We start from the raw sequence: 26,766 nt of genomic DNA, 5'->3' as shown, positions 1-26,766 counted from the left end.
GCCCCGCGTCCAGGAGAACCATGAGGACAGCGACGTACCCGGTCGTCCCCGCCTTCCCCGCCACCAGCGCGCTGCGCCGTGGGTGGGATCGTCTGCTGCGCGGGCTCCTGGCTCGTACGGGTCAACCACCGCCCGGGATACGGCAGTCGGTGTCCGTGCCGACCACGCCCCTCTCCACGCCGGGCGATTCCGGACCCGGGATCGACGACCTCTATCACCACCGCCGCCTGGACCTCGTCCGTCTCGCGCTGTTCCTCGTCGACGATCTGCCGACCGCCGAGGACGTCGTGCAGGACGCCTTCGCGGCGCTCTTCCGCAGACACGGCGCCCGCCTGGAAGGCGTGGACGAGCCGGAGGCGTACCTGCGGACGAGCGTGGTGAACCGCTCCCGTTCCGTGTTGCGCCGCCGCAGGACGGCCCGTGCGCACACACCCGAGCGTGAGGGCCACGTTCCGCCTGTCGACGAGCACGTCCTGCTGGCCGAGGAACACCGTGAGGTGCTCGAAGCGGTCAGACGGCTCACCCGGCGCCAGCGCGAGGTGCTCGTGCTGCGCTACTGGTCCCACCTCACCGAGGCCCAGATCGCCGCCACCCTCGATCTCTCTCGCGGCGCGGTCAAGTCCACCGCCAGCCGGGCGCTGGACGCACTGAGCAGGCAGTTGGGAGGTACTCGATGACCCCGAAGGACGGGCACGGTCCCGGCCCAGGTCCCGGGCAGGAACTGCTCGAAGACCGGCTGCGCGCCGCGTTGGACGCACGGGCGCGTACGGTCGGCCCTCACTCCCTGCGGCGCCCGACCCCGCCGTCCGAGCAGGCGGGCAGGCGTTTCCCTCTCCGTGCGACCGCGTTGACTTTGCTCGCGCTCGCGGCGGTCCTGGCCTGCGTCCTGCTGACCCTGGGCTGGGTCGACCGGCAGGGCGGGGAAGCGCCCGTCGAACCGGCGCACCCCCACGAGAGGAGCACCAAGCCTTCGTCGCCGGCGCCGCAGCCCGTGCCACCGTCGTCAGCGCCGTCAGCGCCGTCGGACGTGGCGCCACCCTCACCTGCGCGCGGCTGACAGCCAGTTCTGTTGTGGGTGAGTGGCGGGTGGGTGGTGCGAGAGCGGACGCCTGGGCAGCCGTCGCCCACCCCGACAAGGCAGCCGCACGACAAGGCGATTACCACGACAGAGCGGCCACCACGACAGAAGGGCCGCAGCCGGACTGCTGCTGTCCGGCTGCGGCCCTGGAGGACCTGTCAGAGGGTGAGCATCACGGTGCCACCGTCGAAGTAACTGCCCATGTTCTTGCGGACGGAGACAGTGCCGTCGTTGATCACGTAGGCGAAGAGGTCGGCCTTCTTGTCACCGTTCGCATCGGCGAACCGCAGGACACCCATGTCCGTGCCGTCGACGAAGCGTCCCCAGCCGGAGGACCAGTCGGTGCCGCCGTCGAAGTGGGTGCCCATGTTCTTGCGGACGACGACCTTGCCGTCCCGGCGATGCTCGACGAGGTCGGCCTTGCCGTCGCCGGTCACGTCCGAGAAGTACAGACGGCCCAAGTCCTTGCCGTCGACAAAGCGACCCCAGCCACTCGTCCACTCGGTCCCACCATCGAAGTGGGCGCCCATGTTCTTGCGGACGACGACCTTGCCGTCACGACCGTGTACGACCAGGTCGGCCTTGCCGTCACCCGTCACATCCGAGAAGTACAGACGGCCCAAGTCCTTGCCGTCGACAAAGCGACCCCAGCCACTCGTCCACTCGGTCCCACCATCGAAGTGGGCGCCCATGTTCTTGCGGACGACGACCTTGCCGTCACGACCGTGTACGACCAGGTCGGCCTTGCCGTCACCCGTCACATCCGAGAAGTACAGACGGCCCAAGTCCTTGCCGTCGACAAAGCGACCCCAGCCGGAGGACATGACCGTGCCGGCCGCGAAACGGCTGCCCAGGTTGCGGTGGTAGACCACGTCGCCGTTGGTGCGGTGGACGAGGAGGTCGGCCTTGCCGTCGCCGTCGATGTCGGCGGGGTGGATCTTGTCACGGTGGCTGACGTCCTTGACCCAGCCGGCCAGGTCGTCGACCCGTGCGTCCACCGCTTCGGTGCGTGTGGCCTGCGAGCCGAGGCACCCGCCCTGCCAGGAACGGCTGTGCAGCGAGACCAGTTCGGCCTTGCCGCCCTTGACGCGCAGCAGGGGCCCGCCCGCGTCGCCCTTGCAGACCGACGCGCCGTCGAGACCGGTCAGGGCGGCGGTGGTGCCGTCGGTGGAGTCCACCCGGAAGGACCCGGTGTGCAGCGCGTCCGGCACCCAGGTGGTCTTCGTGCGGCCGAAGCCGGCACCGGTCAGCGTCTCGCCCGCGGCGGGGGCATCGCCGGCCACGGGCACCGGAGTGATGTCGGCGACGGGCCGCGCCAGGCGGACCATGGCGACGTCGCGGTCGTCACGCGGGACCACCTCGATGATGTCGATGCTCTGCTTGCCCACCGTGGCCGTGGACTTCAGAGCCGGCTTCCCGGCCTGGACGTCGACGCCGGGGGTGGACGCGAAGCAACTCGTCGCGGTGAGCAGCCACTGCTTGCTCACCACCGCGCCGGAGCAGCCGCGCTGGGGGTCCTTCCCGCCGATGTGGAGCTGGGCGGTGAAGGAGTGGTCGCCGGCCGGGGCGCGGTCGCCTGTCAGGGCGTGGGCGGCGGGAGCCGTGGCGAGCATCGCGATCGCGGGGGCACAGATGGTTGAGGCGAGAGCCGCAGCCAGGAGACGGGGCGCCCGCGCCGAGCGGGTCTTGCTGCCGGACACGTGTTTCGTCCTTTGTTCGTGGACCGTGGACTGTGAACTGGTGAAGTACTGCAAGGCGGGGGCTACTTGGAGGTGCAGATCTCCAGGAGCACGTGTTCACGGCCGCCCGGGTCGACGGTCTCGCCGACCGGCTTGAAGGTGTTCTTGTCGACCGCGACCGTCGACTGCTTGCCTTCGGCGCTCAGCTTGAGATCGGCGTCCATGGCACTGGTCTTCACGCCGTATACGGCGGGGATCTCCATGGTGAGGTAGCCGGAGGTGCCGGTGGTGCTGAAGCAGATGCTGTCGTTCCGCCGCGAGTAGACCTCCATCAGGCCGCTGGCGGAGCCGCACTCGGCGAGGGTGATGTGGCCGTCGCCGCGCTTGAGGACGATGCCCTTGTCCTTGAGGATCCGGTCCGCGTCGGGGTAGTTGAAGTCCTCGACCGCGTAGCCGGGCTGACTGTCGGCGGCCGCGACCGCCTTGCTGCCGTCCACCCGGGGCTGAGCCACGGCGTCGCCGGAGGCGGTCGAGGGGAGCAGGGCGGCGATCGCGGCGGCACCGGCCGCCGCGGCAGCGCCGATGACGCAGATCCGTCGTACGGGATTCATCAAGTGATGTCCTCTTCACGAAAGGGAAATAAAAAGGGAATGAGAAAGGGGGGTGGGGAGAGGGAGACCGGCGGGCTTTCTGTGCACCCAGGAAAGGAGGAAAGGGAACGCGTACGCGTTCTCCGCCGGAAGCGATGTCAACACAATCATTCCCCCCGCGGAAAGTCCAGCCGGATATGACGGGGAAAGGCATGGATCCGCATGATCGGATGTGGAACCCGTCACGCGGGACGAGGGGTCACCCGATGAGGTATTTCCTGACAAGGAAAGCGAGTACGGCGGCAATTCCCAGGGACACGAAGACCACCGCCATATAGAGACCCGACGGCTGCTCCATCTCCTTGCCCGCAGCCTGAAGTTCTTCGTTCCTCTTGATCTGGGGACGGCCGAGGACGATGAGCAGGGCCAGACCCGCCATGCACCAGGCGTACATCTCGAGGGACTCGGCCGCGCCGGAGCCACGGGCCGCGGCGCTCCCCCAGATGCCGAACGCTCCGAGGCCGGCGGGAACGATGAAGAAGAGCGGAACCAGTGCCTTCTTCTTCGCTTTCCGGATGTACGGCAGCATCGCGAGGCCGGGAAGAGGAGATGACGCAGCCGCGAGCACCAACCACTGGCCGACGGAAAGGCCGGAACCGAACATGAAGAACTCTCTCAGACAGGACGGGTGAACGGACGGGTGGCGGTCGGGTTCCGCCACCCGTCTCCTTCAGTTTTCTTCTTCTCTAGCGGGACGTTCCCTCACGGGACGTTCCCTCGAGGGACGGAACCCCGCTACCAGGTCAGCCAGCCAATGGTCGTGGTGACGATCCCGCCGACCGCGTCGCTGACGGCCGAGCCCACGTTCTTCACGCCCTTCTTGGCGATCTCGAAGCCGTAGCCGAGCTTGCCGGCGATCGCTCCCTTGCCCATGAAGATGCCGCCGAGCGCGAACATGCCCAGGGACTCCTTGAACTGCGCGCTCCACCAGCCGCGTCCTATGCGGTCGTCGAAGCCGTGCGCGAGGACGTTGAACCCCTGCGCCACCCACGACGCGCCTCCCAGGACGGCCCCGGCGGCGAACAGGAACGGCGCGGCCGGGGCGCCGATCCCGGTGACGAGTGCGAGACCGCCCAGGCCCATGGCTCCCAGGCTCAGCGTTCCCAGGACGGTGCTGGCCTGCGAGGTCGCGTCCTGCCATTCCTGGGCGTTGTGTCCGAGCCAGGTCCCCGGCTGTTCGACCTTGCACTGGTCGTTGGCCGAGGTGTCGGCGGGGTTCTTGTTGTTCGCCTTGGCTTCCTTGGCCTTGCGGACGGCTTGCCTGGCCGCGGCGACGGCCTCGGCCTGCCGCTTGGCGATGGCGATGCTGCGGGCCTCGCTGGCGGCCGCCGCCGCGGCCTTGGCGTCCTTGCCCGCCTGGACGGCGGACGCCTTCGCCTTGGCCGCGGAGGCCTGCGCGGAGTTGGCCGATGCGACCGCGCTGCCTGCGGAGTCGTACGCCTGGTTGGCCGCGTAGTTCGCCGTGCGGGCAGCGGTGCGGGCGGTGGCTGCGGCCTTCTTCGCGCTCTGCGCGGAGTTCCGGGCCTTCTCCGCGGACGCGTCGGCCGCCGCCGCGTTCTTGCGTGCTTCGCCGGCCGACTCCGAGGCGTCGTCCGCGTAGTTCTTCGCCTTGATCGCCCAATCGGAGGCCTCCTTGGCGGCCTTCCTGGCCTCCGCGGCCGCCTTGGAGGCGTGCGCGGCGTCCTCGAGCGCTTGGGCGGCCACCTTCGCGGCGTGCGCGATCGACGCGCGGATCGCCGAGACGTGACTGGCGGCGTCGTGGTCGACCTGCGCGATGTGGTGGTGGTCCCGTGCGACGAAGAAGCGCCGCATCCGCGCCGGGCCCTCCAGGACCACCTGGCAGGCGGACTTCAGATTCGGGCCGCCGTCGTTCAGCAGCCGGAAGACCTCGACCTTGTCGTCCTCCTGAAGCGCCCCGCCGAGGCCCGAGGTCAGGAACCGGTCCAGTGCCTCGGCGCTGCCGTCGGAGAGAGCGGCCTCGGCTGCCTCCTTGACGGCCTTGCCGGGCTGCAGCCCGAGGATCTTGAAGACCGCGACGCGGTTGTCGGTGAGGGAGGCCTTGATCCGGCCGGTCTCCAGGAACGCGGTGGCGGCGTCCGGGTCGTCGCTGTCGATGGCCTTCTGCGCGGCCTCGGCCACGGCCGCCGGGGCGACCTCGGCGAGTACGAGGACACTCTCGCGGTCGTCCTGCCGCTGGGCGGCGACCCGGTCGACGTCGATCCAGTTCAGGACGTCCGCATCGGTTCCGGCGAGGGCGAACTCGGCGGCCGCCCTGGTCCAGGTGCCGTGGCTGTTCAGCAGTCTCGCGGTGGCCTCGCGGCCCGTCGCGGCGGCCTTGGTCCGGTCCCCCGCCTCGAGGGCCTGCTCGGCCCCGGCGATGAGGTCCTTGGTCGTCTTGTCGGTCTGGTCGGCCAAGTCCCGCTGGCGCTCGACGCGGTCGAGGGTCTCGGCCTCCTGCTTCGCCTGTACGCGGGCGAGTGCGATGCCTGCCTGCGTGTCCTCCTCGATCCGCTTGGTCTCGGCTTCGCGGGCCGCCTTCTCGACCTCCTGGGCCTCCTTGACCGCGTCCATGGCGGTGTTGGCGGCCTTGACGGCTTGTTCGGCGTAGGCGGTGGAGCGCTTGGCGTACTCGACTGCCTTGCCCGCGTTCTTCGCGGCGTCCTCGGCGGCGTCGGCGGCCTTGTCCGCGTGGTCGGCGGCGGAGTTGGCGGCGCGGTGCGCGGCCGCGGCCGCGGCGGCCGCCCTGTTGGCCAGGGACTGCGAGGTTGCTGCGGCGCGGGTGGCGCGAGCGGCCGCGGAGTTCGCTTCGCCCGCGGCCTGGCGTGCCTCGCGGGCCTGGGAGGTGGCGACCCCGGCGGCGTCGGCGGCGTCGGCCGACGCGGTCGCGGCGGCAGCGGCGTTCCGGGCCGCGGAGGCGGCGGAACCGCCCGCCGCGGAAGCCTGCTTCGACGCGGTCACCGCGGCGTCGGCGGCCTTGGCCGCGGTGCGCGCCTTCTTCGCGGCGTCCCTGGCGCCCTCGGCGGCCAGGCGCGCGGCGCGGGCCTGGGAGGCGTCCTTGGAGGCGGCGATGGCGGCGCCGTAGGCGCGCGAGGCGGCCCGGCCCGCGGTGGCGGCCGCGGCGGCCGCGGCCTGTGCGGCGCGGGTGGCTCGGGAGGAGGCGGCCTGTGCGGTCCGCGAGGCGAAGATCGCGGTCGTCGCCGCGGCGGCCGCGCCGCGGGCGGCGCCGGCCGCGTTGTTGGCGGCACTGGCCGCCTTCTGCACGTCCTGCTTGGCCGCCTTGGCCTCCTCGGCCGCCTTGAGGGCGGCCTGCTTGGCCTTCTCAGCCGCTGCCTTGGCCTGGTCGGACGCGGCGACGGCGCGTTCCGTGGTCGCCTTCGCCTGCCTGCCCTCGCGTTCGACGATGGCGACGAGCTGATCGATCGTCGCCTTCTCCTCGTCGCGGGCACGGGCGATGTGCTGGCCGGTGGCGAGGAACCAGTGGATCGCCTCCGGAGTTCCGTCGGCCAGTGCCCGCTCGGCGTACTTCTTCACCTCCGGCGAGGCGCCGTTGAGGAGGGTGAAGACCTCGACCTTCTCGTCCTCGGCGTGGGCCGTGTACTGGGTGTCGGTCAGAAACGTGTCGAGGGCCTTGCGGCTTCCCTCGGCCAGCGCCTTGGACGCTTCGCGCTGGACGGCCTTGCCGCCGCCGTTCATGACGGTGAACGTCTCGACGCGCAGGTCGGTCACCAGGGACTTCTGCCAGCCGTCCGACAGATACGTGTCGATGGCCTTGTCGCCGCCCGACAGTGCGGTGGAGACGCTGTCGCTGACCGACTTCCCGGCGTAGGCGAGGGACTCGAACAGGGCGAACCTGTTGTCCTCGGCGCGGGCCCGGTCGAAGCCGGTCGCCAGGAAGGCGCTCACGGAGCCGGTCGTCAGGGCTGCGGTAGCCGCTTCCTTCACCGCCTTGCCGCCGAGCTTGTACGCCCAGACGGCCTTGCCCCGGTCGGTGTCGGGCAGCCCCGCGTCATCGGGAATGTCGGGCAGACCGGCGGCGTGGGCGCGACCGCTGCCGAGGGTGGGGACAGCGGCAACGGCCGCTCCGGCGGCGATGCTCACGAGGAGTGTGCGTCGGCTTAGGAAGGTGGCAGTCAAGAAGACGACCCTTTCTCAAGAATTCAGAACCGGCGTGCTACCTGTTAATTGTTTTCATGCTGCCGATTTACCTTTTCAATAGCCCCAGTGGGGCAACAGGAAAACCCCCACTCGACATATGATCGACCGCCACGAAGAGCCACCTCTCCCCAGGTGGGCAGCGGAAAACACCCCGACTCAAATCCCCCTTGAGTGGCTACTTCATTAGAACAGCCCAACAATCCCCCAAAGTGGACATTTTGGGATCAAGTTCTCGATTGCAAAATCGTAACGAGAGGGCCCTGCGGGAGGGTTGTTGTGTAAATCGGGGAGGACCACAGACCACCCATGCCACCAGGCCGCTTTACCTCCGCATTGCCCAACTCTCGCCCACTCGGAAGGGGTTGCGAAAGACAGCCACCTCAGCCGAGCGAAATACCTATTTTTAAAGGGTTCCTGCGTAAGCTCGACCGGACTTCCCACCCCCTGAAGGATTTCGTAGAAAGCTACGACGTTCGAGGCGGTTCGCCCCAGGACCGCACGTCGTGCACACCTGACCGCGCTTCAGGTGGCAGCTCGTCACGGCGACTTCGTGAGCACCGTCCGGGCGGGCGCCGAGCAGTGCCCGACCTGGGAGCCTGGGAGCGGGGCTTGAAGGTGCCGCAGCGGAAGCCTCTACCGTCCTGAGCGGGGCCGGAGATTCTGGCCCGGTGAAGCGTGTGTGAGGGAGGCGGCGATGGCCTGGCCGATCGCGGAGGTCGCCCGCATGTCAGGGGTGACGGCCCGGACACTGCGGCACTACGACGAGATCGGTCTGCTGCCGCCGGCCTGGATCGGGTCCAACGGTCACCGTTACTACGAGGAGCGCGAACTGCTGCGGTTGCAGCAGGTTCTCGTGCTGCGGGCGCTGGGCCTCGGACTGCCTGAGATCGGCCGGATCCTGGCCGCGCAGGTCGACGAACTGGAGGCCCTGCGGGGCCATTACCGTCGGCTGCTCGTCGAGCGTGACCGGCTGGACGCCCTGGCCGGCACCGTCGCCCACACGATCACCGAACTGGAGCAGTCCAGGAAGGACGGCACAGGCATGATCACCATCAGCAGGCCGGAGAACCTGTTCGAGGGCATCCGGTCCGCCCACTGCATGAGGGCCCTGCACGGTTTCCCGGAGTTGGCCGGTGCCGTCGAGCGGCACGCCTCGGCCTTGAGCGGGGCCGAGAGCGAGGCCGACGAGCGCGAGCGTACGGCGCGGATGATCCGCCTCGCGGAACTGCTGGCCGTCGGCCTGCCCGCGGACGCCGACGCCGTGCAGGCCGAGATCGACACCCAGTACCGGACGCTGGCCCGGATCCGGAAAGCGACCGCCGAGGAGTACCGCGCGATCGGGCGCACCTGCGTGGAGAACGAACACTGGCGCGCGGTGTACGAGGCGATCGCGCCAGGCATGGCCGCGTACCAGCGGGCCGCCATCGAGGCGTACGCCGCGACGCGGCTGTCCTGAGCCGGGATAGGGCCGCCGCAACGGGGGTGCGGCGGCCCTGTCCGCCGCCGAATCCGCTACCGCTCCGGGAGGGGATCACAGGTCGTCGGCTTCCGCCGTGTGTCGGCGCAGGCGAGGTTGAGCTGATCAACCAGGTGCGCGTGTCGCTCTTCAGCGGTGGCGAGCGGGTAGGGATGGTCACTCGCAGTCTTCCGCATGACGCTTCATGGAGAGGATGGCATGACAGTCATCGGCCTGAGGCCCACCACCACCGCGGACGAAGAGTACGGATTCTCGCTACACAAGGCCGCCATGAGCACCTACGTCACTGCCGTCTGGGGCTGGGACGAAGAGGCCCAACGCGGCTGCCACACCAGCGCGTTCGCTCCGGACCGGTGGGAGCTCATCACCCTCCTGCCTCAACCGCTCCGGGGAACACGCGGGTTGAGATCGTCGACGAACGTGGTCGTCTCCTTGAGCGGTGCTCGGCCCGTGCGGGGTCCGGTCGCCGATTCGTCTTCGTAGCCGATCGACATGCCGCAGAAGAGGATCAGCTCGTCCGGGGGCGACAGGACCTCCGCGACGGTCCGGTGGAACTTGGCCCAGGCCATCTGCGTACAGCTGTGCAGCCCCTCCGCGCGAAGCAGCAGCATGACCGATTGCAGGTACATGCCCACGTCGGACCATTGGGGCATCCCCATGGTGCGGTCGATGTAGCAGAAGAGCGCGGTGGGAGCGCCGAAGCAGTCCCAGTTCGCCGAGGCGGCTCGCCGGCCGCCTCCAGATCTCCACGGGGGATGCCGAGTGCTCCATAGCGCTGCTCGCCGAAGGCGGCCCGGCGGTCGCGGTACGGGGACTTCAGCTCCGACGGGTACATCTCGTACTCCGCGCTGTCCCAGAGGTCGCCGGTGGCCAGCCGCTCACCGGCGCGCTTCTTGAGTTCGGCCAGCGGTCCGCCGGTCAGTACGTAGGCGTGCCACGGCTGGAGGTTGGACCCGGAGGGCGCCCAGGCCGCGGCGGTCAGCACGCGCTCCAGCGTCTCTCGGGACGTGGCGGTCGGTGAAGCCCCGCACCGCCCGCCGGCTCCTGACCGCTTCGTAGACGTCCACGGTGATCCGCCTTCCGGGCGCAGGTGGTGGGGATGTCCAGGGGCAGGGTGCTCAGGGGGGATTCGAGGGGGCAGGTGTCGTTGTCGAGCCTGCCCATCGCGTGCCCGTTCTTCAGCAGCGTGGCCAGGAAGTAGCGGGCCATCAGGCTGTGGACCGCCTGGGTCGGATGGTGCGGGGTGCTGGTGGTGAGACAGCGGCGGACCTCTGCGGGGACGGGGTCGCGGTCCGGTGTCGGCGCCTGTACCGGTGCCGGTGCCGGTGCTGTACCGGCGTCGTAGAAGGGGCGGACCCCTGTCGGCTGGGAGCCGCTCGACAGCTGCCAGGCCGCCGGCTCGTGGCAGACGTGTTCCATCCACTTGCTCATGGTCACCAGGTGGACGTGGTCCCGGGCGGGTGCGCCCGCTTCTTGCGGCCAGTTGGCCACGAGGGTCGCGAGGAGCGCGTTGTAGCGGTCGATCTCGGGCTCGCCGCTGTACACGTTCGGAAGGTCGACGACCATGAAGTACTGCTCGGTCTCGGTCCCGGGAGAAGCGGACACGATCGATTCGATCAGTGACCGCGTCTCCATCACCGCCGGAAAGGCCCCTGCTCCTACTCCTTCTCGGGCGGGGTCGGGCCGCTCCGCGGTGACGAAGTCGTTGAGACCGGCCCACAGGACGTGCAGGGTGGGGCCTTCGAACTCCTCTCCCAGGAAAGCGCGTTGGGCCAGATAGTCCTCCACCTGCCCCCTGAGGAAACTGAGAGAGCCGAGCCCGCGGGTGAGCGCCCCAGCCCCGGCTCCGGCTCCGGCTCCGGCTCCGGCTCCGGCTCCGGCGACAACGCACCCTCCCCTGGCATAGTTCACGTACCTGATCCGCCGCGGAGACGCAGCCGCCCCCTCCTCCCGCCCGTCGAAGTCACCCTGGTGCCCGACGCATCGGAGATCTCGTCGCCGAAGACGACGACGTTCCTTGTTTTGGCCACTTCGCACTCACCACAGCCCATCGGTAACCAGGAGACGATCAGGAGGAGAGAGGGAATCAGTGCCCGGCGCTCTGACCGCCGTCGACGTGGCGGATCTCGCCGGTGACGTACGGAGCGTTCTCCAGGTAGATCACCGCGTCCACGATGTCGCTCGGCTCGCCCAGGCGGCCGGCCGGGATCAGGCCGCGGAGGGCCGCGTGTGTCTCCTCGGGATTCATGGGGGTCTTGATGATCCCGGGCGACACGGCGTTGACCCGGATGCCGCGCGCGGCGTACTCGATGGCCAGCGACTTGGTGGCGGATTGCAGACCGCCCTTGGCCAACGAGGTCGGTACGGAGGGGACGTGCTAGTCGGCGTGGTCGACCAGGCTGGAGGTGATGGTGACGATGGGCCCGGCGCCCTGGGTGAGCATCTGTCCGACGGCCCGCTGGGTGAGGTGGAAGAAGCCGGTCACGTTCACGCCGATCACCGCGGCGAACTCGTCCCGCGTGTAGTCGGTGAAGGGTTTCGCGAGGAAGATCCCCGCGTTGTTGACCAGGGTGTCGACGCGGCCGAACCGCTCCACCGCCGCGCCGATGACCCGCTCGGCGGTCGCGGGGTCGGAGATGTCTCCCTGGACGGTGACGAGGTCCGGGTCCGGGGAGCTGGCGATCGTACGCGAGGTGGCCGCGACCCGATGGCCGAACTTGCGGTAGGCAGCAACCAGTTCGGCGCCGATGCCCTGCGACGCGCCCGTGATGACGGCGACCTTTGGTTCCTGAGAGCTCATGGTGGACCTTCCGGAACGTGGGGTGGGATCCTCCGGGACCGGCGCAGCTCGCCCCATGAGTCGCGCGCCAGACGTTCAGGACCGCTGCCGGGTCACATCACAGAACGTGCCAGCCCTTCAAGGTCGTTGACGACTCGTCAGAACCTGTTCGGCGTGCTCCATCACCTCCCGGACGATGTCTCCGGCCGGCCGGATGTCGTGGACGAGGCCGACGCCCTGTCCCATCAGCCAGGGCATCTCCTCCCAGTCGGCCTCGGTCACCGGCACGGGCGGCAGCACGTTGAACTTGCGCAGCACCGTCTCCTCGCCCTGGAAGACCGTGGTGCCGACCTGTTCGAGCGCGTCCCGGTCGGCCGGGACCTGGTCCAGGCGGTCGTTCCACTCCTCCACCACGCGGTCGCGCTGCACCCGCATCGGGTTGAACTCCGGCCACTCGGGTCCGAAGATCCCGCTGCGTACCGTGTCCTCCCCCAGGGCGGCGACCATTCGGCGGTGGTGCTCGGGATGCACCTGCGCCTCGTGCGAGGCCACGAGGCGGGTCCCCACCCACACGCCGTCGGCGCCCAGGCACAGGGCCGCCGCGACCTGGCGCCCGTCGGTGATCCCGCCCGCGGCGAGGACCAGCGCCCGGTCCCCCACCGCGTCCACGACGGCGGGCACGCCGACCATGGTGGGCAGACCACCGTAGTTGTGCCCGCCCGCTTCCCAGCCCTGCGCGACGACGACCTCCACCCCGTCCTCGACGGCGTGCCGGGCCGCCTCGGCGGAGCCCACCTGTTCCCACACCGACACCCCGGCCTCGCGCAGCCGCCCGAGCTGCTCGGCGGGCGGGTGGCCCCAGTGGAAGGAGACGATCGGCACCTGTTCCTCGGCGCAGACGCGGACGGAGTCGGCGGTGTCGAAGTAGCTGATCAGGTTGATGTGGAACGGCGCGGCGCCCACGCCCTTCCGTATCTCGTGGATGACCTGCCGGAGGGTGTCCGGGGGCATGAGCCCGGCGCCCACCGCGCCGATGCCGCCCGCGTCGGAGACGGCCACCGCCAGATCGGCGGTTCCGCCGGCGAATGCCATTCCGGCGCAGACGAACGGGTACCGCACGTCGAACCTCTCGGTCAGCCGGGTGGACAGCACGCTCATGTCGGTTCCTCCCTGGACTCTGTCTCTAGTGGTCGGCACGCAGCAGGTCCGCGGCGCGCTCGGCCACGGCGTACACGGTGGCCACGGTGTTGGCCGACGGGATGGACGGGAGGACCGAGGCGTCGGCGACCCGCAGCCCCTCGATCCCGTGGACGCGGAGGTCGGTGCCGACCACGGAGAGGGGGTCGTCGCCCATCCGGCAGGTGCCCACCGGGTGGCAGTAGGAGGCCAGTGTCCGGCTCAGATACGCACGGATCGCGTCGTCGTCCTCCGTGCCCGGCCCGGGGAGCGCCTCGGCACCGCCCCACGGAGCGAGCGCCTGCGCGGCGCCGATCTCCCGGACGAGCCGTACGCCGGCGATGACCGCCGCCATGTCACGCTCATCGGCGTAGAACTCCGGATCGAGCAGCGGCGACGCGTCCGGTGCGGCACTCGCGAGGCGTACGGTGCCGCGGCTGCGCGGGCGCATCAGGGCGACGGCGATGGTGTAGCCGTTCTCAGGCCCCTTGACCGAGGGCAGATGGGTCGGGGCCTCGACGAAGAGGACTTGAAGGTCTGGTGCGTCCAGGCTCGGATCACTGCGTACGAGACCGATGGCCTCCCCGAGGTTGCCGCTCTCCCGCAGGGATACCGTGCGCGTCGCGCCGAACACGACGCCGGCGATCGGGTGGTCGTGCAGACCGGTGCCCACCCCCGGCAGGTCCAGGACGGTCCCGACACCCACGTCCGCCAGGTGCGGCCGTGGGCCGACCCCGGACCGGAGCAGCAGCTGCGCGGAGCCGATGGTGCCTGCGGCCAGGACGACCTCGCCCGAACAGTCCGCGCTCACCGTCTCGGCGCCGACCCGGTACTCCACACCGTGGTAGCGCCCGCCGGCGATGCGCAGGCCGTGCACCAGGGCGTCGGTCACGACGGTCAGGTTGGGGCGGTCCAGGACCGGCGCGAGGTAGGCGTCGGCGGCACTCTGTCGCCTGCCGTCCACGATGTTCAGGTCCACGAGGCCGAAACCCTCCTCCAGGCCGCCGCTGATGTCGGCGGCCCGCGCGTACCCCGTCTCCGAGGCCGCCTCCAGGCATGCCTCGATCACCGGATGCGCGGTGAACTCGCCCCAGCTCGCGGGTCCTTGCAGCAGGCCCGGCCACACCGAAGGCACGCGCTGCTCGGGTGGCATCCGAGCGCCACCGGCCTCGACCAGCAGGACACGCGTGCTCGCGTCCTCGGACAGCCTGGCCGCGAGCACACAGCCGGCGGTGCCCGCACCGACCACGATGAAGTCATGTTCCGGCATGCTCATCACTTCCTGGTACGCGTCCTCGGTTCTCTTCGGCCGGTCCCCCGAGGCGTCCGCATTGTCTCCTTGGCCGGAGCGCGGCGAGGACGCGGAAATCGGCCACGTGAAGGCGCCCGCCCGGGGCATTCGCTTTGGTCCAGGGCGAGTTCAGCGCGCAGCACGGAGAGGAACAGGCCCCTCCGTGATCATTTGTGGCCCGTTCAGGCCTCACACCACCACCCTCTGTGGCCGCTACATTCACTCCCGACCGGATCCACACCCGACCAGGGGGAACAGGCGACGATGCGCTCCGTAGGACCGATAGGCCCCGTCAGATCCGTCAGATCCGTCAGACCCGTACGTCAATTCGGTAGATCCCTCATGGCAGTCACCGCATCGGCGGCCGCCATCGCGGTCACCACCATGGGACTCGCTGCCTCACCGGCCGCCGCGGCGCCCGCCGCCACGGCCGCGCCCCAGGCCGGCGGCACCTGTACGGCGGCCGACCTCGGCACACGCCACCCGTACATCAAGTCCACCGAAGTGACCCCGACCATCACCCACTTCAAGGGCTGGTACGTCACCGAGGGCACGACCGGCACCCAGACCGTCACCACCAGCACCCAGACGACCATCTCGGTCTCCGTCGGCCTCAACGGCAACGTCGAGGGCAGCTTCGCCGTCGACGCCCTCACCAAGGTCGGCGCGAGCCTGGGCCTGAACGTGAAGGTCGACTACTCCTCCACCAGCACCGAGTCGAACACGGTCACGTGGAACTTCGGCCGGCCCGGCTACTACGGCGCCTACAAGGGCACCAAGAAGGTCACCGGGACGTACGGAAGCCTCAACTGCAACCGCGTCCAACAGGGCGACGGCACCTGGGCGTTGAAGTGGATCGAGGGGCCCGACGGCGGCAACTTCACCACGTTCACCACCCTTGAGGAAGGCGCGGTGCGCTGCGAGGACAACGTGCCCGCGGGCAGCATCATGGCCAAGGCGCAGAGCCTCCTCGACTGCGGGTCGGCCGCCGCGAAGGCGGAGCACCCGGCGGGTGCGGTGGCGCCGACCGCGAAGCAGCAGCGGGACGGCCTCGCGCAGCACCCGGCACCCACCAACGGCACGTCCGCCGACCGCCCCAAGGCCACCGGGCGTAGCTCGCGGGCCGCTCTCGACTGCCAGGCCGCCGTCTACAAGATCGCCGTGCCCGGCAAGCCCCTGTCCTGGGGCGCGCCGCTCCTGGCCGACGACGGTGTCCGCCTGCGACCCTCGTCGATCTTCAGCGCCCACCTGGACAACTGGCGTCTGTGCAACGTGACGGAACGCGACGGCGTCATCGAGGCGTCCTTGTGGAACTGGGGCAACGGCGGGTGCGCGACCATCGCCGCGCAGAACGCGTCCACCGAGCGGGCTGTCGTGACGACGGCCTCCTGCACGGAGGACGACCTCCAGCGCTTCTACATCTACCGCGACGTGCCCGGCAGTTCGAAGATCGGTGTGCAGAACAAGTACACCGGCTCGATGATGGGCCACGACCGGTACGCGGACGGGGAGTTCATACGCCAGTACTCGGGCGGCAGGCCGGACGCTACGGGTACGTACGACCTGATCGGGGTCTGACGGCCCCCACCCTGTGAGCGGCCCCGCACGTGAACCCGGGACCTACCGGTTTCGTGCGGGGCGCGCCGCGAACCCGCGCTTGCCGAGCGCGCCGCGTACCCGCGCTTGCCGGATGAACGGGCGCCCGGCCGCGTCACTGTTCGCCGACCGGTGGCTGCCGGGCGAGGAACTCCTCGAAGGCGGCCCGCTGCTTCGGGTCCATGAAGCCCTGGCGGACCTCGCGGCACTGCTCCTGGAGCCAGTGCGCCTCGCCCGGGTCCACGAGCTCGGCGACCACGACGCCACCGCGCACCACCGCCGTACGACGTCCCACGCGGCGGCGGAGGAGCGTGAACTCCCCGAACTCCTGCGGATGGGCCAGTTCCCGCTGCTCCGGTTCGGCTCCGCTCTCGTCCCCCGTGCCCTTCACCGGGTAGGCGGCAGGCGCCCAGTGCTCCCACAGCGCCAGCGTGGCCGCGGGCACCAGAACGACGTGCTCGGCTTCGTCACGGCCCTCCCACATGAACGTGACGGTGATCGGCTCGCCTACCGCCTCGGCCAGTGCGAGCACCTGCCGCACCTCGTCCTCGACCGGATACCCGGCCACGACATCGATCTGTATCCCCATACGCCTGAGGCTACTTGGCGCCTGTGACAATCCCGGCGCTCGTGTCAGTCGTCCGTGGGGGCTGTGGAGGTCGTGGGGGCCGTGGGGGCCTCCCCCGCGCCGAACATCTCCGCCGCCTGCGCGCCCGCCTCCTGGTTCGCGGTGACGTACGGGCGCAACTCCTTCTCGTACGCGGCGAAGGCCCGGACGTGGTCGTCCCCGGCGGCGGTGAGCTGCCGGGCCAGTTCCCGCGCGCCGATCAGCGCCTGCGAGGTGCCCATGCCGCTGGTCGGTGCGGCGCAGTGGGCGGCGTCGCCGATGAGCGCGATCCGACCGCGCGACCAAGTGTCGAGGTGGACCTGGCAGGCGGAGGCGAAGTAGAAGTCTTCGGCGCGAGTCATCTCTTCGAGCAGCCGGGGCACTTCCCAGCCGCGCCCGGCGAACGCCGCGCGTACCGCCTGCTCCTGTTCGGCCCGCGGGACCCGGTCCAGGGAGGGCGAGTCGGTGGCGAAGGAGAGGCTGACCGTGAGCCTGTCCGCATCACCCGTGCTGAACAGATACACCGTGGTGCCGCTGCCCTGCTGAAGTACTCCGCTGCGCCGCAGGCCGAGATGGTTGGCGGTGGTGAACCCCGCACCCGACATGCCCAGGTGCCGCACCACGTCGGCGTGCGGGGCCATCGCCAGGCGGCGCACCGTCGAGTAGACGCCGTCCGCGCCGATCACGAGGTCGAACTCGCGGTCCGCGGACCGCTCGAAGCGGACCGAGACGCCGTGCTCGTGTTCGGTCAGCTCGGTGATGGTGTCGTCGAATAGGTACTCCACGTGCGGTGCGGTCAGCCGGTGCAGGATCTCGGTCAAGTTCCGCTTGGGCACTTCGAGTTCACCGGCGAACACCTCGGCGGGCAGCTGCCCGGTCTCGGCTCCGTCCTCGTCCACCACGGCCGTGCCACGCATCTTCGTGTCGTTCGCCCGCACCTCGTCGAGTACGCCGAGGTCCGCGAGCACATCGAACGCGTCACCGCGGAAGTCCACCGCGTACCCGCTGTCCCGCAGGTCGGGGGCCCGCTCGACCACGGTCACCGCATGACCGTCACGGCGCAGGAAATGAGCGAGGGCCGGGCCCGCGACGCTGGCACCCGAGATCAGGATCCGCTTCGGCTTCGTCATGAGCACAACCGTAGAGCCGACTTGACCATATGGTCAATACGCTTGTTCAAACCAAACGGTTCAACCGTTTGGTCAAGTCACGGCTATGCTGCGTGCCATGGGCAACCGAGAAGATCTCCTGGCGGGCGCCAAGCAGTGCCTGATCGAACGCGGCTGGGCCCGCACCACCGTCCGCGACATCGCGGCCGCGGCGGGCGTCAGCCATGCGGCCATCGGCTACCACTTCGGCTCCAAGGACGCGCTGCTCACGCAGGGCCTGGTGGAGGCGGTGGACGAGCTCAGCGACGAGTTGGGACTCGCCTCGGCGGGCGGACCCCAGGAACGCTGGCAGGCGCTGATCGACAGCTTCACCACTCATCGGGCGCTGTGGGTGGCGCAGTTGGAGGCCACGGTGATGGCGGAGCGGCTGCCGGAGGTACGCGTCCACCTGGCCGAAGGCCAGCGGCAGGGCCGGGAGGGGATGGGCGGCTCGGTGCCGCTCGCGCTGCTCGGCGGTCTGATGCTGCAGTGGCTGGTGGATCCGGAGCGGGCCCCGTCCGGCGCGCAGGTGGTCACCGAACTGCGAGCGCTGGCAAGCGACATCTGACGCGAGGCGCCCGCGCCGGCATCTGCGCACCTGCGGCACCGGCGCTTCGGGGCCACCCTCCACGCCGACGGGGGTCGGCTCGTCGCGGAGGTGGCTGGGATACATCGGGATACTGCCGTCATGGCCGTCACCCAGCAACTCGCCCGCGTCGAGGCGCGTTACCTCGCCGCCTTCCGCACATCAGCCGGAGCGTCACGCGACGGGAACCCCCGCTGGGACCCACCGTCGGCGGACATCCTGGACCTGGACTGGGCACCGGCCTTGCTGGAACGTGTCTGCGACTTGGCGGATCTCGACCCCGTCCACCTCAACGCCCTCCGCCAGGCCACGACCGGCGACACGACCATCGACCTCGACTTCCTCAACGCACCCCCACACGCCATCGCCCCCTTCGGACCACCGCCCACGGCCCTGTCCGTGGAGCAAGTGACGCTCGTCGCGCGCCTGTTGGGCCAGATCGACATGCCAGCCATCCTGGCTGGTCTACCGGCGGACGACACCGAGGCGGCCTCCTTGATCGGCCACGGGGCGGACGAGATCGTCGGCGGACCGAACAAGTACCTGCTGCGGCACTTCCATGCCCTGCGCGACTTCTACCTCGACGCGGCCCGGCGGCACCTGCTCATCGTGCTCTGGTGGGACTGATCCCTTTGCCTGTTGGATCGGCTTGTTGAAGCGGTCGCGTACGTACCGGCTACCTCGTGCGCAGGATGCGCCACGCGTCGTTCGCTTGCTGTGTATACGAGACTCGGCCCACGACAAAGGCATTCACCCCCGAGGCGTCCTCACGGAAGAATGCTCCGGGGCTTGTGTCGTCCGGTACTTTCCGGTCCGAGAAATCGAAGATGCCGGCCGCGTACACGTCCTCGATGAACTGTGCCTGGGCCTCCACGCTGCGCAGACGGAACCAGGAATCTCCGGCGTCGATGCGCGGCCGCCAGTCGTACGGTTTGTAGCCCCGGTTGAACATGAGGCTGTCGAGTTGATGAAACGCCGAGTTTCCCACGTACTTGAACCCGCCGAACTGGAACTGCCACGTGTGGACGCACTCATGGACCAACGTCTGCTCGCTGTACGTCGGCAGGTAGATGGTGAAGCCCATGGTGAAGGCACGTCCAGAGAGCGTGAGGATGCCGGCTGACCCCACTACGAGCCCGATGGCGTCATAGGCGAGCGAATCCCGGAAGATCGGCCAGAGGAGCTCCCGCTCACGCTTGGTCAACCGGCGCTTCGTCGGCTGAATCCGGAACAGGGTCTGTACGACGTCCACAATCCGCAGGCCGCCGAAGATGACCGCGCCGGTGGCCGAGTAGAACGCGTCTTTGGCCAGCGTCCATAGATCTTTGAGTGCCTGGAGAAGTACGTCACTGTTACCAGAAACGAGGACGACCACGCCAACGATGACCATGACCACCGTGCACACCGTCCGGTACACCCAGCGCACCACGATCGTGGTGACCCACAGGGTCACCTTGACCACGACGACGACCAACCAGCAGAAGAGCTTGTTGAGGCACAGCAACCACCAGTTGCAAGGTTCGTCCCGACACCTCTGTTCCTGTTGATCCACCCATCGATCGATAGGCTGCAGGACCTTTTCCTCGACACGTTCTGCCTGCTCCTGGCACGACACGGCCATGACGCTCCTACCCCTCCGCCTGCGCGTGCAGGGCCTGTTCAAGCCTGCGGGCGACGGCGTCGAAGCGTCGCCTTGCCCACCAAAGACCGAGCCACTTGCCAACGCCACCACCCACGACCGCAGCAACGATCGTCGGTAGAAGTGGCAGCCCCAGCAGGTAAAGGAGCCCCGCGAAAGCCACACCAAGAGCACCTGCACCGCACCCGCAGGAGTTGGCGTAACGCACGAGGCCGGAGTAGAGAAGCTGCGCCTCCCCGTGCGGAAGGACCTCCAACCCGCTGAATTTCCGTCCGCGTAATTCGAACGATCCCGGGACGACAGGGTCCGACGTATCTCGCATCGAGCCCCCTTTCGGAGGAAGGTGCTCACAGAGCTCACAGAGCTCACAGAGGAGTCGCATCGCCTCGATCTGGCATGAAATAGCCATGTGCCGCGGTCTGGCCGGCGAACCTCAGACGGGCAAGGCTCACCGAGCCATCAGCAGCGACGGTGAAGTCGAAGACGCGCCAGACGCCTTCAGCCGGATCTCCCAGGGCCTGCGAGGCATAGAACTGGGCCAGCGTCGCGCCGTCCACCAGGAAGGTCACCCTCGCGTCCGAAGTGGTGAAGGGCTGTTCAGCGCTGAAGTTCCGCACCCAGTAGTGGTAGTCACCGGGAACCATGCGGTCGGGACTTCCGGCGACAGCGAGCGGACTGACCACGATGTGTTCCGGCCCTGAATAGTCCGTGTCATCCGTGTCCAGTTTCACGAAGGAGACCGGACTCCGGGTCGGCGGCGGGAAGAAGCAGTGCCACCGGGCGCCGGCGGCCGCTGGGTCCGGGCCACTCATATGGGAGTCCAGGTCGCGGGGCGCGGGAGCAGCCGCCCCCCAGGCCAGCGTGCAGTCGACGAGGTGAGTGGGGCTGGGCGTCGGCTGGGAGGACCGCAGCACGAAGTTGACGACGACTGTGCCGGAGGCGGGAAGGGACGGGGTGGGGTTCGCGCCCGAGCTGATGTATCCGGGCTTGCCGGCTTTCATCGGCTGTAGTCCGGTCAGGCACACCCGAGGGATGGCGTAGGTGCCATCGAGCTGCGTCCTCACCTGGTAGATGCCAGAAGGGGTTGTGATCACGGTGACCGTGGCCCCCTCGATCGGGTTGCCACCCTGGTCTCGTACCGTTCCTTCGACGCGCGCACAGGCGCGGCTCACCAGCAGCGTCACTCCCTGAACCCCGGCGGCGGGCACGGTCACGGTGGCCGGCGTGGCGCCGTCGGTGGACAGGCGCACGTCGGTGTGCCGAACGCACTCGAAGGTGAAGGTCCCGTTCACCGGGTCGGTTACGGCGATGTCCAGCGGGTCGGCGCTGTTGGGGTACACGAGCTCGACCTCGACTCCCGGCAGCGGAAGCCGGCTGCTGCCGACTTGTTCCAGGACGACGCCCCGGACGTTGGTGCACGGCATGAAGACGTCCGCGGTCACGCTGCCTCGCTCGGGCACGTTCACCGTCACGGCCGTGTCCTGGTGCCGATCCGCGGTGGCGACAACTGTCAGCTGCCCTTCCGGGACACAGCTGTGGCGGTGCGGGTCGGACAGCCGGTACGTCCCGTCAGACCCGGCTGTGGCAGTCATGGGGTGATACGGGCTCAGCGCGCTTCCGCTGGAGATCAGCCGTGCGCCTTCGACCGGCTCCCTGCCGCTGCCTCCCGTCACCGTGCCGACGACTGCGGCACATCGCTGGCACGTGATGTCTCGGGGACGGACCCCCAGGCCGGCGCGGATCTCGACGAACTGAGCCTCGAAAGCCGTGTCGTCGCCAAAAGGAACGATGCCGGCCCCGGTGAGCGTCGCACCGTCCTGGCCATCGGGTACGGCGAAGTAGTACGGCCCCTCGTCGCTTCGGGTCTGCCCGATCCGCAACGAGATCTCGCCCCCCGCGGGCACCCGGCCGCCGGCGGCGGTGAGCACGGTGAACTCCCACTCCATGGGATCGTCCCCCTTGTACGCGGGGAATCCCGGCGTGAACGGAGTGCTGGCCCACACCCAGGTGTCCAGTCCGCCCATCACGTAGTACGACAGCGGTGTCCCGTCATGCGGGTCGCTCGGCTGACTTGTCCGCGTACCGTGTTCGACCCGGACACGGTAGGTCGACGGATCCCAGTTGCTTGTACACGCGAGCAGGACGACGGTGTCACCGCTGCTCATGGGCCAGCGAGAGGGCCCTACGAGGAGGAAGACGTCCGCCCATTCAGGGGCGGGCGCAGTCGTCGCCTCAAGCACGGAGGCCACGCCTGGCACTCGCGGGCGTATCGTGCGCCCGTCCCGGGTACGCAGCCGTACCGCGTTGATGGCGACGGGCAGCGGCCGGCAGACGTCATCGACGCACGTGCACCAGGGACCACATTCCGGGTAACAGGCCATGGCTCCCCCGTCCATGATCTGATGAGCAAGCCCCAAGAAAACTCAAAGTAGCCTCAGCGGCACAATGCACACATCGCCCCATTGGCGTACTGGACGGCTCAACTGCGGGAAGAACGGCTGGAGTTGACGCCCAGCACGGCGGCCGGTGCTGTCCCCCTACAGGCCAGCGGTGTCCCGTCCCAGACCCCGGCGAATCGCGATCTCCACGGGCGAGTACGCGCCGTCCGCCCGCTCCCATTCGTACGGCACGGCCGGCATCAGCGGCGGCTGGGCCATGAAGCGCGGCCGCACCCCGTGGTGCGGTTGCGCGGCGTGCACCAGGAAGGGGTGGCACAGGTAGACGTCGCCCGGGGATCCGGTGGCGAGGGCGAGTGGCCGGTGATCGGATGCCGCCGCCAGATCGGGCGCGAGGGTCAGTCCGCTGGCTCCGTCCTCCCCGTACCTCTCAAGGATCTTCGGCACGTCGAGGTGTGAGCCGACCCGGATCCGGGTCGGGGCGTCCTCCTCTCCGACCTCGCTGAACAGGAACAGCATAAGGAGCACCCGTCCCTGGGAGCGCAGATTCGTGAAGGACCAGCTCTCCCCCTCCGGCAGATAGCTCCCCTCGATGTGCCAGCCCGCGTCGTCCGGCTCCTCCTCGTGCGGGAAGCGCAGCGGGAACGTGCCCAGCGAGTAGCGCGGCTCCCAGCGCCCCGCGCCGACGAGCAGGTCGTACGCGTGGTGTAGATACGGGGAGTTGGGCGCGGCGGCGAACGGTCCTTGCGCCATGCCGCCCACCCAGTGCACGGGCCGCGTCCATGTCGACGGGTCGTCCGGGTCGCAGCCCGTCTCCCGCCACAGCAGCCGCGCGCAGTCCGCGGCCACGCGCGGCGCGACGGCACCCGCCAACTTCACGAAGCCGTCGCGGAGGAACCCGGATACCAAGGTCGTGTCATCCATGTCTCCATGCTGCGGCGACACCGGCTCCGGCTGCCCGATACCTTCCGTACCGCCTTTGTCGGGTGCGGCGGCAGTACCGGGGGGGGATCAACCCGTCCGGCCGTTCGCGCGGCGGGGCAGGCAGAACATCAGAGCCCACATCAGGGCGAAGGCGCCGCCCACCCACCACAGCACGCCGGTGAACGCGTCACGGTTGACCGCGGCGTCGGGCGATCCGCCGGTGGCGGAGAAGAACACCAGGGCGGTCAGCGCGGTGCCGAGGGCGATGCCGAGGTGGACCGCGGTGTTGAACAGGCCCGAGGCCGAACCGGCGTTCTCGTGCGGGACCTCGGCCAGGGACATGTCGGCGAGCGGTCCGCCGATCGCGCCGAAGGCGAGACCGAGCAGCAGGAGCGGGACCGCCATCGTGAGGAGGGTCAGGTCGGCCTGTCGGCTGCTGATCTCAAGCCCGTAGAGCGTCATCGAGGCGACAGCGAACAGGGCTCCGGTCTGCGGCACCCGCCGGCACGCCGCCCAGGACCGGGCCCAGGACGGCGCCGATGGACAGGACCACGCCGTAGAGGGCGAAGGCCCGGCTGCGGTGCCTACTGTCGGCGGCGTCGAAGGTGACGTGGAGGGTCGCCAGGATCTGCGGGATCATCACCGCGGCTCCTGGCGCCCTGGAGGACGCGCGCCGGGATGAGCGTGCCCGCACCGGTGGCGAGGCCGCACAGCAGTGAGGCGAGGGTGAACACGGCGGTGCCGATGAGGAAGACCCTGCGCCGCCCGTAGGTGTCGCCGAGTCTGCCGCCGGTGATGAGGCCCAGGGCGAGGGTCAGCGCGTAGCCGGCGGTCAGCCACTGCACGGCGGCCGGTGTGGCACCGAGCGAGTGTTGAAGGGTGGGGATGGCGGTGAGGACGACCGACTGGTCCAGTACGTCCATCAGTTCGGCCACCAGGACCACCACCAGGGCGATCCTGGCGGCCAGGGCCATCTTGGAGGCGCCGAGGGAGGCGGTGTGAGCCGCCGGGTTCGTGGTGTGCTGCGGCTCGTCGTCGAGTGCGGAGGAAAGCAAGGTGGACTCCTGATCCAAGGAATCCGGGAGCACGCCGTCGGCCGTACCGGGGCCGGACAACACGAAACCCGGGGCAGACGGCAGAGCTGCACCCGGGGAACAACAGGAAACCGCGAGGGGAGGGTGACGCAACTCAGGCCGGCGCGACGTCCGCCCCCGGACACGTTCGAAGAATCAGAACGCGGGGAAACGCGGACGGCTACAGGGCCTGGTGGATGAAATCACCTCAAGATCGCGGAGCAGGGAGTCCGAACGCCGCCGCTGAAAGCGCCGGCACAGGAACTCATTCACCGTACGACACCCTCACACCCCCCGTACAACCGATATTGCGTCCGCGCCTCGTCGAAGGGCGCGGGGAACGGCTGGGGTGCCGTCGGCTCACCGCGTCGGCTCACCGAATGAGATGACGCCGCAGGAAGTTGTCGACGAGCAGGTCGGTGAAGGCCCGGTCGACGGGATCGCCTGTGACCAGGACGCGGTGGTAGATCGGCCCCACGAGCTGGTCGACCTCGGCCACCGTGTCGACGTCCGCCGGGAGTTCGCCGCGGCGTACCGCGTTCTCCAGAGGGAGCCGGTCGCGGCGGCGCTGCTCGTCGAGGTACCGGGCGCGCAGGACGGCGGCGAACGCGGGGTCGTGCTGGGCCTGGCCGAGCAGTGCGGTGAAGACGGCGCCCGCGTCGGACCGTGTGAGGAACCGGGCCAGCTGGTGCAGGTGGGCGCGCAGATCCCTGGCCAGGTCGCCGCGATCGGGCGGGGTCAGGGCCTCCGTCGCGTCCTGGAGGAAGGCGTCCAGGAGGATGTCGGTCTTGGTCTTCCACCAGCGGTAGATGGTCTGTTTGGCGACCCCGGCGCTGGTGGCGATGCCCTCGATGGTGACGCCGGAGAAGCCCTTCTCCACCAAGAGGCCGTCGGCGGCCTCCAGTACGGCCTGTCGAGCCTGCTCGCTCCGCCCGTGCCGGTTGCCGTGGTGCTGCCGCGCCGCCCGGTCCGCGCCGGTGCCCTCGGCCACCGTGTTCCCTCGATCCATGTCTGCCGTCACGGGGCAAGAGTAAGTCACCGACTCCTAGACGCAACGCAACGGTGCGTCTACTCTAGATTTCATGACGCAGACCAACACGCTCCAAGACCCCCGCGTAGCCGCCGCTCTCGACGCGATGTTCGCCCGCGCGGCGGAGGACGATGCCACCAGCGACCGGATCATGGCCGCGCGGCCCGATGCCCTCACCTCGGCAACCCCGCAGGAGCTGGCGGACGCCAACGCGGAGGTGTACATGCCGATCTCGGCCGACGGCGGGAAGCTCCTCTACAACCTGGTCCGGGCCGCCCGCCCGGCGACCGTCGTCGAGTTCGGCACGTCCTTCGGGATCTCCACGCTCCACCTGGCCGCGGCGGTACGCGACAACGGCGCGGGCCGGGTGATCAGTTCGGAGCTGAGCGCGGACAAAATCGCCGCCGCGCGCCGCACGTTCGCCGAGACCGGCCTGGACGACCTGATCACCGTCCTCGAAGGCGACGCACGTGACACGTTCGCCGGACTGGAAGGCCCGGTGGACTTCCTGCTGCTGGACGGCTGGAAGGACCTGTGCCTGCCCGTACTGCGCCTGCTCGAACCGCGCCTCGCACCGGGCACCCTCGTAGTGACCGACGACGTGGACCTGCCGGCCCTGGCCCCGTGCCTCGACTACGTACGCGACCCGCGGAACGGGTACCAGAGCGTCACGTTCCCGGTCGACGACGGCATGGAGATCAGCTGCCGCCTTTGAGGGCGGCGGATACTCGCCAGCCGGCGGCTGATCCGGCCGCGTCGCGTACCCGTAACCCGCACGGAAGTCACGTACCCGTAACCGGAAGGAGAAGGCAGCGATGTCCGATGGCTTGGCGTGGATCGCCGACGCCTGGAGCGGCACGAGCCCGAGCGCCCCCGATCTGTACATCACCTGCGCCCGCGGCCTCGGCCCTGAACAGCTGGCCGAGCGCATGGCCGACCATGAGCCTGTCGAGGTCGGCCCCGCCCTCACCAGCCAGGAAGCCCGCGGCATGGTCGACCTCTCGCAGATCTACTGCGTGGGCCGCATCGGCCAGAGCGGCGACTGGTCATTCATCGTGGAGTGCGGCGGCAGCGAAGGCTGGACCCTGGACCCGGCGACGTCCCGCGGCGCCGAGGTACTGATCCTCGACCCGCGGCCGGACGACCCGCCCTCCTTCTTCACCTACCTCGCCGACGGCCAAGTGCGGTTGCACTTCGAGTTGGGGTTCGGCTACGACCCCGCCGGAGCCCGGCCCGACCTGCTGCGCCCCGCGCTGGAAGCGGCTGGCATCACCCCGCCGGAGGACACCATCGACGACCTGCTCGGCGACGACGAAGAGACGTCGCCGCTCGAACAGAAGCGCCGCGTGTTGATCGTCGCCGGTGAGCACTTCGGGCTTTCGCTACCACGGCAGCTGATCGAGAGCGGACGGCTCCCTGCCGTAGTCACCCGCACCTCGCCCCCGTCCTCCTGGTGACCTCAAGGAGCCTCTAGGGTTCGGC

General features: G+C 69.4%; 21 protein-coding genes and 2 pseudogenes. 7 read left to right on the top strand and 16 right to left on the bottom strand.

The window, feature by feature from the left end:
* Positions 1-20 precede the first annotated feature (20 nt).
* The gene (locus tag ACIO9J_RS21775; protein ID WP_402001877.1) at positions 21-677 is read left to right on the top strand and encodes a sigma-70 family RNA polymerase sigma factor; all 657 of its coding nucleotides are present in this window, start codon (positions 21-23) and stop codon (positions 675-677) included.
* Positions 678-1,236: 559 nt separating this feature from the next.
* Here ACIO9J_RS21775 and ACIO9J_RS21770 read toward each other — a convergent pair.
* The 4 genes from ACIO9J_RS21770 to ACIO9J_RS21755 form a co-directional block, all read right to left on the bottom strand.
* Positions 1,237-2,778 carry a trypsin-like serine protease gene (locus tag ACIO9J_RS21770; RefSeq protein WP_402001874.1) on the bottom strand — a complete coding sequence of 514 codons (1,542 nt, stop codon included), beginning with the start codon at positions 2,776-2,778 and terminating at the stop codon, positions 1,237-1,239.
* A 62-nt stretch (positions 2,779-2,840) separates the two neighbouring features.
* Complete coding sequence (locus tag ACIO9J_RS21765) at positions 2,841-3,368, bottom strand: hypothetical protein (protein ID WP_402001871.1); 528 nt, start codon at positions 3,366-3,368, stop codon at positions 2,841-2,843.
* Positions 3,369-3,606: 238 nt separating this feature from the next.
* A complete protein-coding gene (locus ACIO9J_RS21760; protein ID WP_402001868.1) occupies positions 3,607-4,068 on the bottom strand; it encodes a hypothetical protein in 462 nt (153 codons plus the stop codon).
* 74 nt (positions 4,069-4,142) lie between these two features.
* Entirely contained in the window at positions 4,143-7,505 is a 3,363-nt protein-coding gene (locus tag ACIO9J_RS21755; RefSeq protein ID WP_402001865.1) for a hypothetical protein, read from the bottom strand.
* A gap of 751 nt (positions 7,506-8,256) precedes the next feature.
* On the opposite strand from ACIO9J_RS21755, the gene ACIO9J_RS21750 reads away from it, so the two are divergent.
* The gene (locus ACIO9J_RS21750; protein ID WP_402001862.1) at positions 8,257-9,018 is read left to right on the top strand and encodes a MerR family transcriptional regulator; all 762 of its coding nucleotides are present in this window, start codon (positions 8,257-8,259) and stop codon (positions 9,016-9,018) included.
* Positions 9,019-9,416: 398 nt separating this feature from the next.
* On the opposite strand, the pseudogene ACIO9J_RS21745 reads toward ACIO9J_RS21750, so the two are convergent.
* The 4 genes and pseudogenes from ACIO9J_RS21745 to ACIO9J_RS21730 form a co-directional block, all read right to left on the bottom strand.
* A pseudogene (locus ACIO9J_RS21745) lies at positions 9,417-10,106 on the bottom strand (nitroreductase).
* Positions 10,107-11,125: 1,019 nt separating this feature from the next.
* A pseudogene (locus tag ACIO9J_RS21740) lies at positions 11,126-11,839 on the bottom strand (SDR family NAD(P)-dependent oxidoreductase).
* Between the two features lie 117 nt (positions 11,840-11,956).
* Positions 11,957-12,976 carry an NAD(P)H-dependent flavin oxidoreductase gene (locus tag ACIO9J_RS21735; RefSeq protein ID WP_402001859.1) on the bottom strand — a complete coding sequence of 340 codons (1,020 nt, stop codon included), beginning with the start codon at positions 12,974-12,976 and terminating at the stop codon, positions 11,957-11,959.
* A gap of 25 nt (positions 12,977-13,001) precedes the next feature.
* Positions 13,002-14,264 carry a GMC family oxidoreductase gene (locus tag ACIO9J_RS21730; protein ID WP_402001856.1) on the bottom strand — a complete coding sequence of 421 codons (1,263 nt, stop codon included), beginning with the start codon at positions 14,262-14,264 and terminating at the stop codon, positions 13,002-13,004.
* Between the two features lie 363 nt (positions 14,265-14,627).
* On the opposite strand from ACIO9J_RS21730, the gene ACIO9J_RS21725 reads away from it, so the two are divergent.
* Entirely contained in the window at positions 14,628-15,863 is a 1,236-nt protein-coding gene (locus ACIO9J_RS21725; RefSeq protein ID WP_402001854.1) for a hypothetical protein, read from the top strand.
* Between the two features lie 133 nt (positions 15,864-15,996).
* Here ACIO9J_RS21725 and ACIO9J_RS21720 read toward each other — a convergent pair whose 3' ends face one another.
* Both ACIO9J_RS21720 and ACIO9J_RS21715 read right to left on the bottom strand, forming a co-directional pair.
* Entirely contained in the window at positions 15,997-16,470 is a 474-nt protein-coding gene (locus tag ACIO9J_RS21720) for a hypothetical protein (RefSeq protein ID WP_402001851.1), read from the bottom strand.
* Positions 16,471-16,514: 44 nt separating this feature from the next.
* On the bottom strand, positions 16,515-17,618 hold the full coding sequence (locus ACIO9J_RS21715; RefSeq protein WP_402001848.1) for an FAD-dependent monooxygenase: 1,104 nt from the start codon (positions 17,616-17,618) through the stop codon (positions 16,515-16,517).
* Between the two features lie 97 nt (positions 17,619-17,715).
* Between ACIO9J_RS21715 and ACIO9J_RS21710 the strand changes: the two genes are divergently transcribed.
* Together ACIO9J_RS21710 and ACIO9J_RS21705 are read left to right on the top strand one after the other, a co-directional pair.
* Positions 17,716-18,204 (top strand): TetR/AcrR family transcriptional regulator, encoded by a 489-nt coding sequence (locus tag ACIO9J_RS21710; protein ID WP_402001845.1) that lies wholly within the window; start codon positions 17,716-17,718, stop codon positions 18,202-18,204.
* A 120-nt stretch (positions 18,205-18,324) separates the two neighbouring features.
* The gene (locus ACIO9J_RS21705) at positions 18,325-18,849 is read left to right on the top strand and encodes a DUF1877 domain-containing protein (protein ID WP_402001842.1); all 525 of its coding nucleotides are present in this window, start codon (positions 18,325-18,327) and stop codon (positions 18,847-18,849) included.
* Between the two features lie 49 nt (positions 18,850-18,898).
* Here ACIO9J_RS21705 and ACIO9J_RS21700 read toward each other — a convergent pair whose 3' ends face one another.
* The 6 genes from ACIO9J_RS21700 to ACIO9J_RS21675 form a co-directional block, all read right to left on the bottom strand.
* Positions 18,899-19,843 (bottom strand): hypothetical protein, encoded by a 945-nt coding sequence (locus ACIO9J_RS21700; protein ID WP_402001839.1) that lies wholly within the window; start codon positions 19,841-19,843, stop codon positions 18,899-18,901.
* Between the two features lie 383 nt (positions 19,844-20,226).
* Positions 20,227-22,026 carry a carboxypeptidase regulatory-like domain-containing protein gene (locus ACIO9J_RS21695; RefSeq protein WP_402001836.1) on the bottom strand — a complete coding sequence of 600 codons (1,800 nt, stop codon included), beginning with the start codon at positions 22,024-22,026 and terminating at the stop codon, positions 20,227-20,229.
* Between the two features lie 372 nt (positions 22,027-22,398).
* Complete coding sequence (locus ACIO9J_RS21690; protein ID WP_402001833.1) at positions 22,399-23,181, bottom strand: phytanoyl-CoA dioxygenase family protein; 783 nt, start codon at positions 23,179-23,181, stop codon at positions 22,399-22,401.
* Positions 23,182-23,268: 87 nt separating this feature from the next.
* Positions 23,269-23,679: a hypothetical protein gene (locus ACIO9J_RS21685; RefSeq protein ID WP_402001830.1), complete on the bottom strand. Its 411-nt coding sequence runs from the start codon at positions 23,677-23,679 to the stop codon at positions 23,269-23,271.
* Positions 23,680-23,765: 86 nt separating this feature from the next.
* The gene (locus ACIO9J_RS21680; protein ID WP_402001827.1) at positions 23,766-24,236 is read right to left on the bottom strand and encodes an MFS transporter; all 471 of its coding nucleotides are present in this window, start codon (positions 24,234-24,236) and stop codon (positions 23,766-23,768) included.
* A 391-nt stretch (positions 24,237-24,627) separates the two neighbouring features.
* The gene (locus tag ACIO9J_RS21675; RefSeq protein ID WP_402001824.1) at positions 24,628-25,275 is read right to left on the bottom strand and encodes a TetR/AcrR family transcriptional regulator; all 648 of its coding nucleotides are present in this window, start codon (positions 25,273-25,275) and stop codon (positions 24,628-24,630) included.
* Positions 25,276-25,336: 61 nt separating this feature from the next.
* On the opposite strand from ACIO9J_RS21675, the gene ACIO9J_RS21670 reads away from it, so the two are divergent.
* Both ACIO9J_RS21670 and ACIO9J_RS21665 read left to right on the top strand, forming a co-directional pair.
* Positions 25,337-25,999: an O-methyltransferase gene (locus tag ACIO9J_RS21670; RefSeq protein ID WP_402001822.1), complete on the top strand. Its 663-nt coding sequence runs from the start codon at positions 25,337-25,339 to the stop codon at positions 25,997-25,999.
* Positions 26,000-26,099: 100 nt separating this feature from the next.
* Complete coding sequence (locus tag ACIO9J_RS21665) at positions 26,100-26,741, top strand: DUF6461 domain-containing protein (protein ID WP_402001819.1); 642 nt, start codon at positions 26,100-26,102, stop codon at positions 26,739-26,741.
* Positions 26,742-26,766 lie beyond the last annotated feature (25 nt).

The organism is Streptomyces sp. NPDC087300, from assembly GCF_044744425.1.
Taxonomy (GTDB): Bacteria; Actinomycetota; Actinomycetes; order Streptomycetales; family Streptomycetaceae; genus Streptomyces.
Note: the sequence above shows the minus strand (reverse complement) of the source record. Positions and strands in the feature narration are given on the sequence as shown.

Bases quoted from the DNA above. Each gene is read 5' to 3' on its own strand.
- ACIO9J_RS21775 (WP_402001877.1), top strand. From the start codon at position 21: ATGAGGACAGCGACGTACCCGGTCGTCCCCGCCTTCCCCGCCACCAGC.
- ACIO9J_RS21765 (WP_402001871.1), bottom strand. From the start codon at position 3,368: ATGAATCCCGTACGACGGATCTGCGTCATCGGCGCTGCCGCGGCGGCC.
- ACIO9J_RS21750 (WP_402001862.1), top strand. From the start codon at position 8,257: ATGGCCTGGCCGATCGCGGAGGTCGCCCGCATGTCAGGGGTGACGGCC.
- ACIO9J_RS21735 (WP_402001859.1), bottom strand. From the start codon at position 12,976: ATGAGCGTGCTGTCCACCCGGCTGACCGAGAGGTTCGACGTGCGGTAC.
- ACIO9J_RS21730 (WP_402001856.1), bottom strand. From the start codon at position 14,264: ATGCCGGAACATGACTTCATCGTGGTCGGTGCGGGCACCGCCGGCTGT.
- ACIO9J_RS21725 (WP_402001854.1), top strand. From the start codon at position 14,628: ATGGCAGTCACCGCATCGGCGGCCGCCATCGCGGTCACCACCATGGGA.
- ACIO9J_RS21720 (WP_402001851.1), bottom strand. From the start codon at position 16,470: ATGGGGATACAGATCGATGTCGTGGCCGGGTATCCGGTCGAGGACGAG.
- ACIO9J_RS21715 (WP_402001848.1), bottom strand. From the start codon at position 17,618: ATGACGAAGCCGAAGCGGATCCTGATCTCGGGTGCCAGCGTCGCGGGC.
- ACIO9J_RS21710 (WP_402001845.1), top strand. From the start codon at position 17,716: ATGGGCAACCGAGAAGATCTCCTGGCGGGCGCCAAGCAGTGCCTGATC.
- ACIO9J_RS21705 (WP_402001842.1), top strand. From the start codon at position 18,325: ATGGCCGTCACCCAGCAACTCGCCCGCGTCGAGGCGCGTTACCTCGCC.
- ACIO9J_RS21700 (WP_402001839.1), bottom strand. From the start codon at position 19,843: ATGGCCGTGTCGTGCCAGGAGCAGGCAGAACGTGTCGAGGAAAAGGTC.
- ACIO9J_RS21695 (WP_402001836.1), bottom strand. From the start codon at position 22,026: ATGAGCAGCGGTGACACCGTCGTCCTGCTCGCGTGTACAAGCAACTGG.
- ACIO9J_RS21690 (WP_402001833.1), bottom strand. From the start codon at position 23,181: ATGGATGACACGACCTTGGTATCCGGGTTCCTCCGCGACGGCTTCGTG.
- ACIO9J_RS21670 (WP_402001822.1), top strand. From the start codon at position 25,337: ATGACGCAGACCAACACGCTCCAAGACCCCCGCGTAGCCGCCGCTCTC.
- ACIO9J_RS21665 (WP_402001819.1), top strand. From the start codon at position 26,100: ATGTCCGATGGCTTGGCGTGGATCGCCGACGCCTGGAGCGGCACGAGC.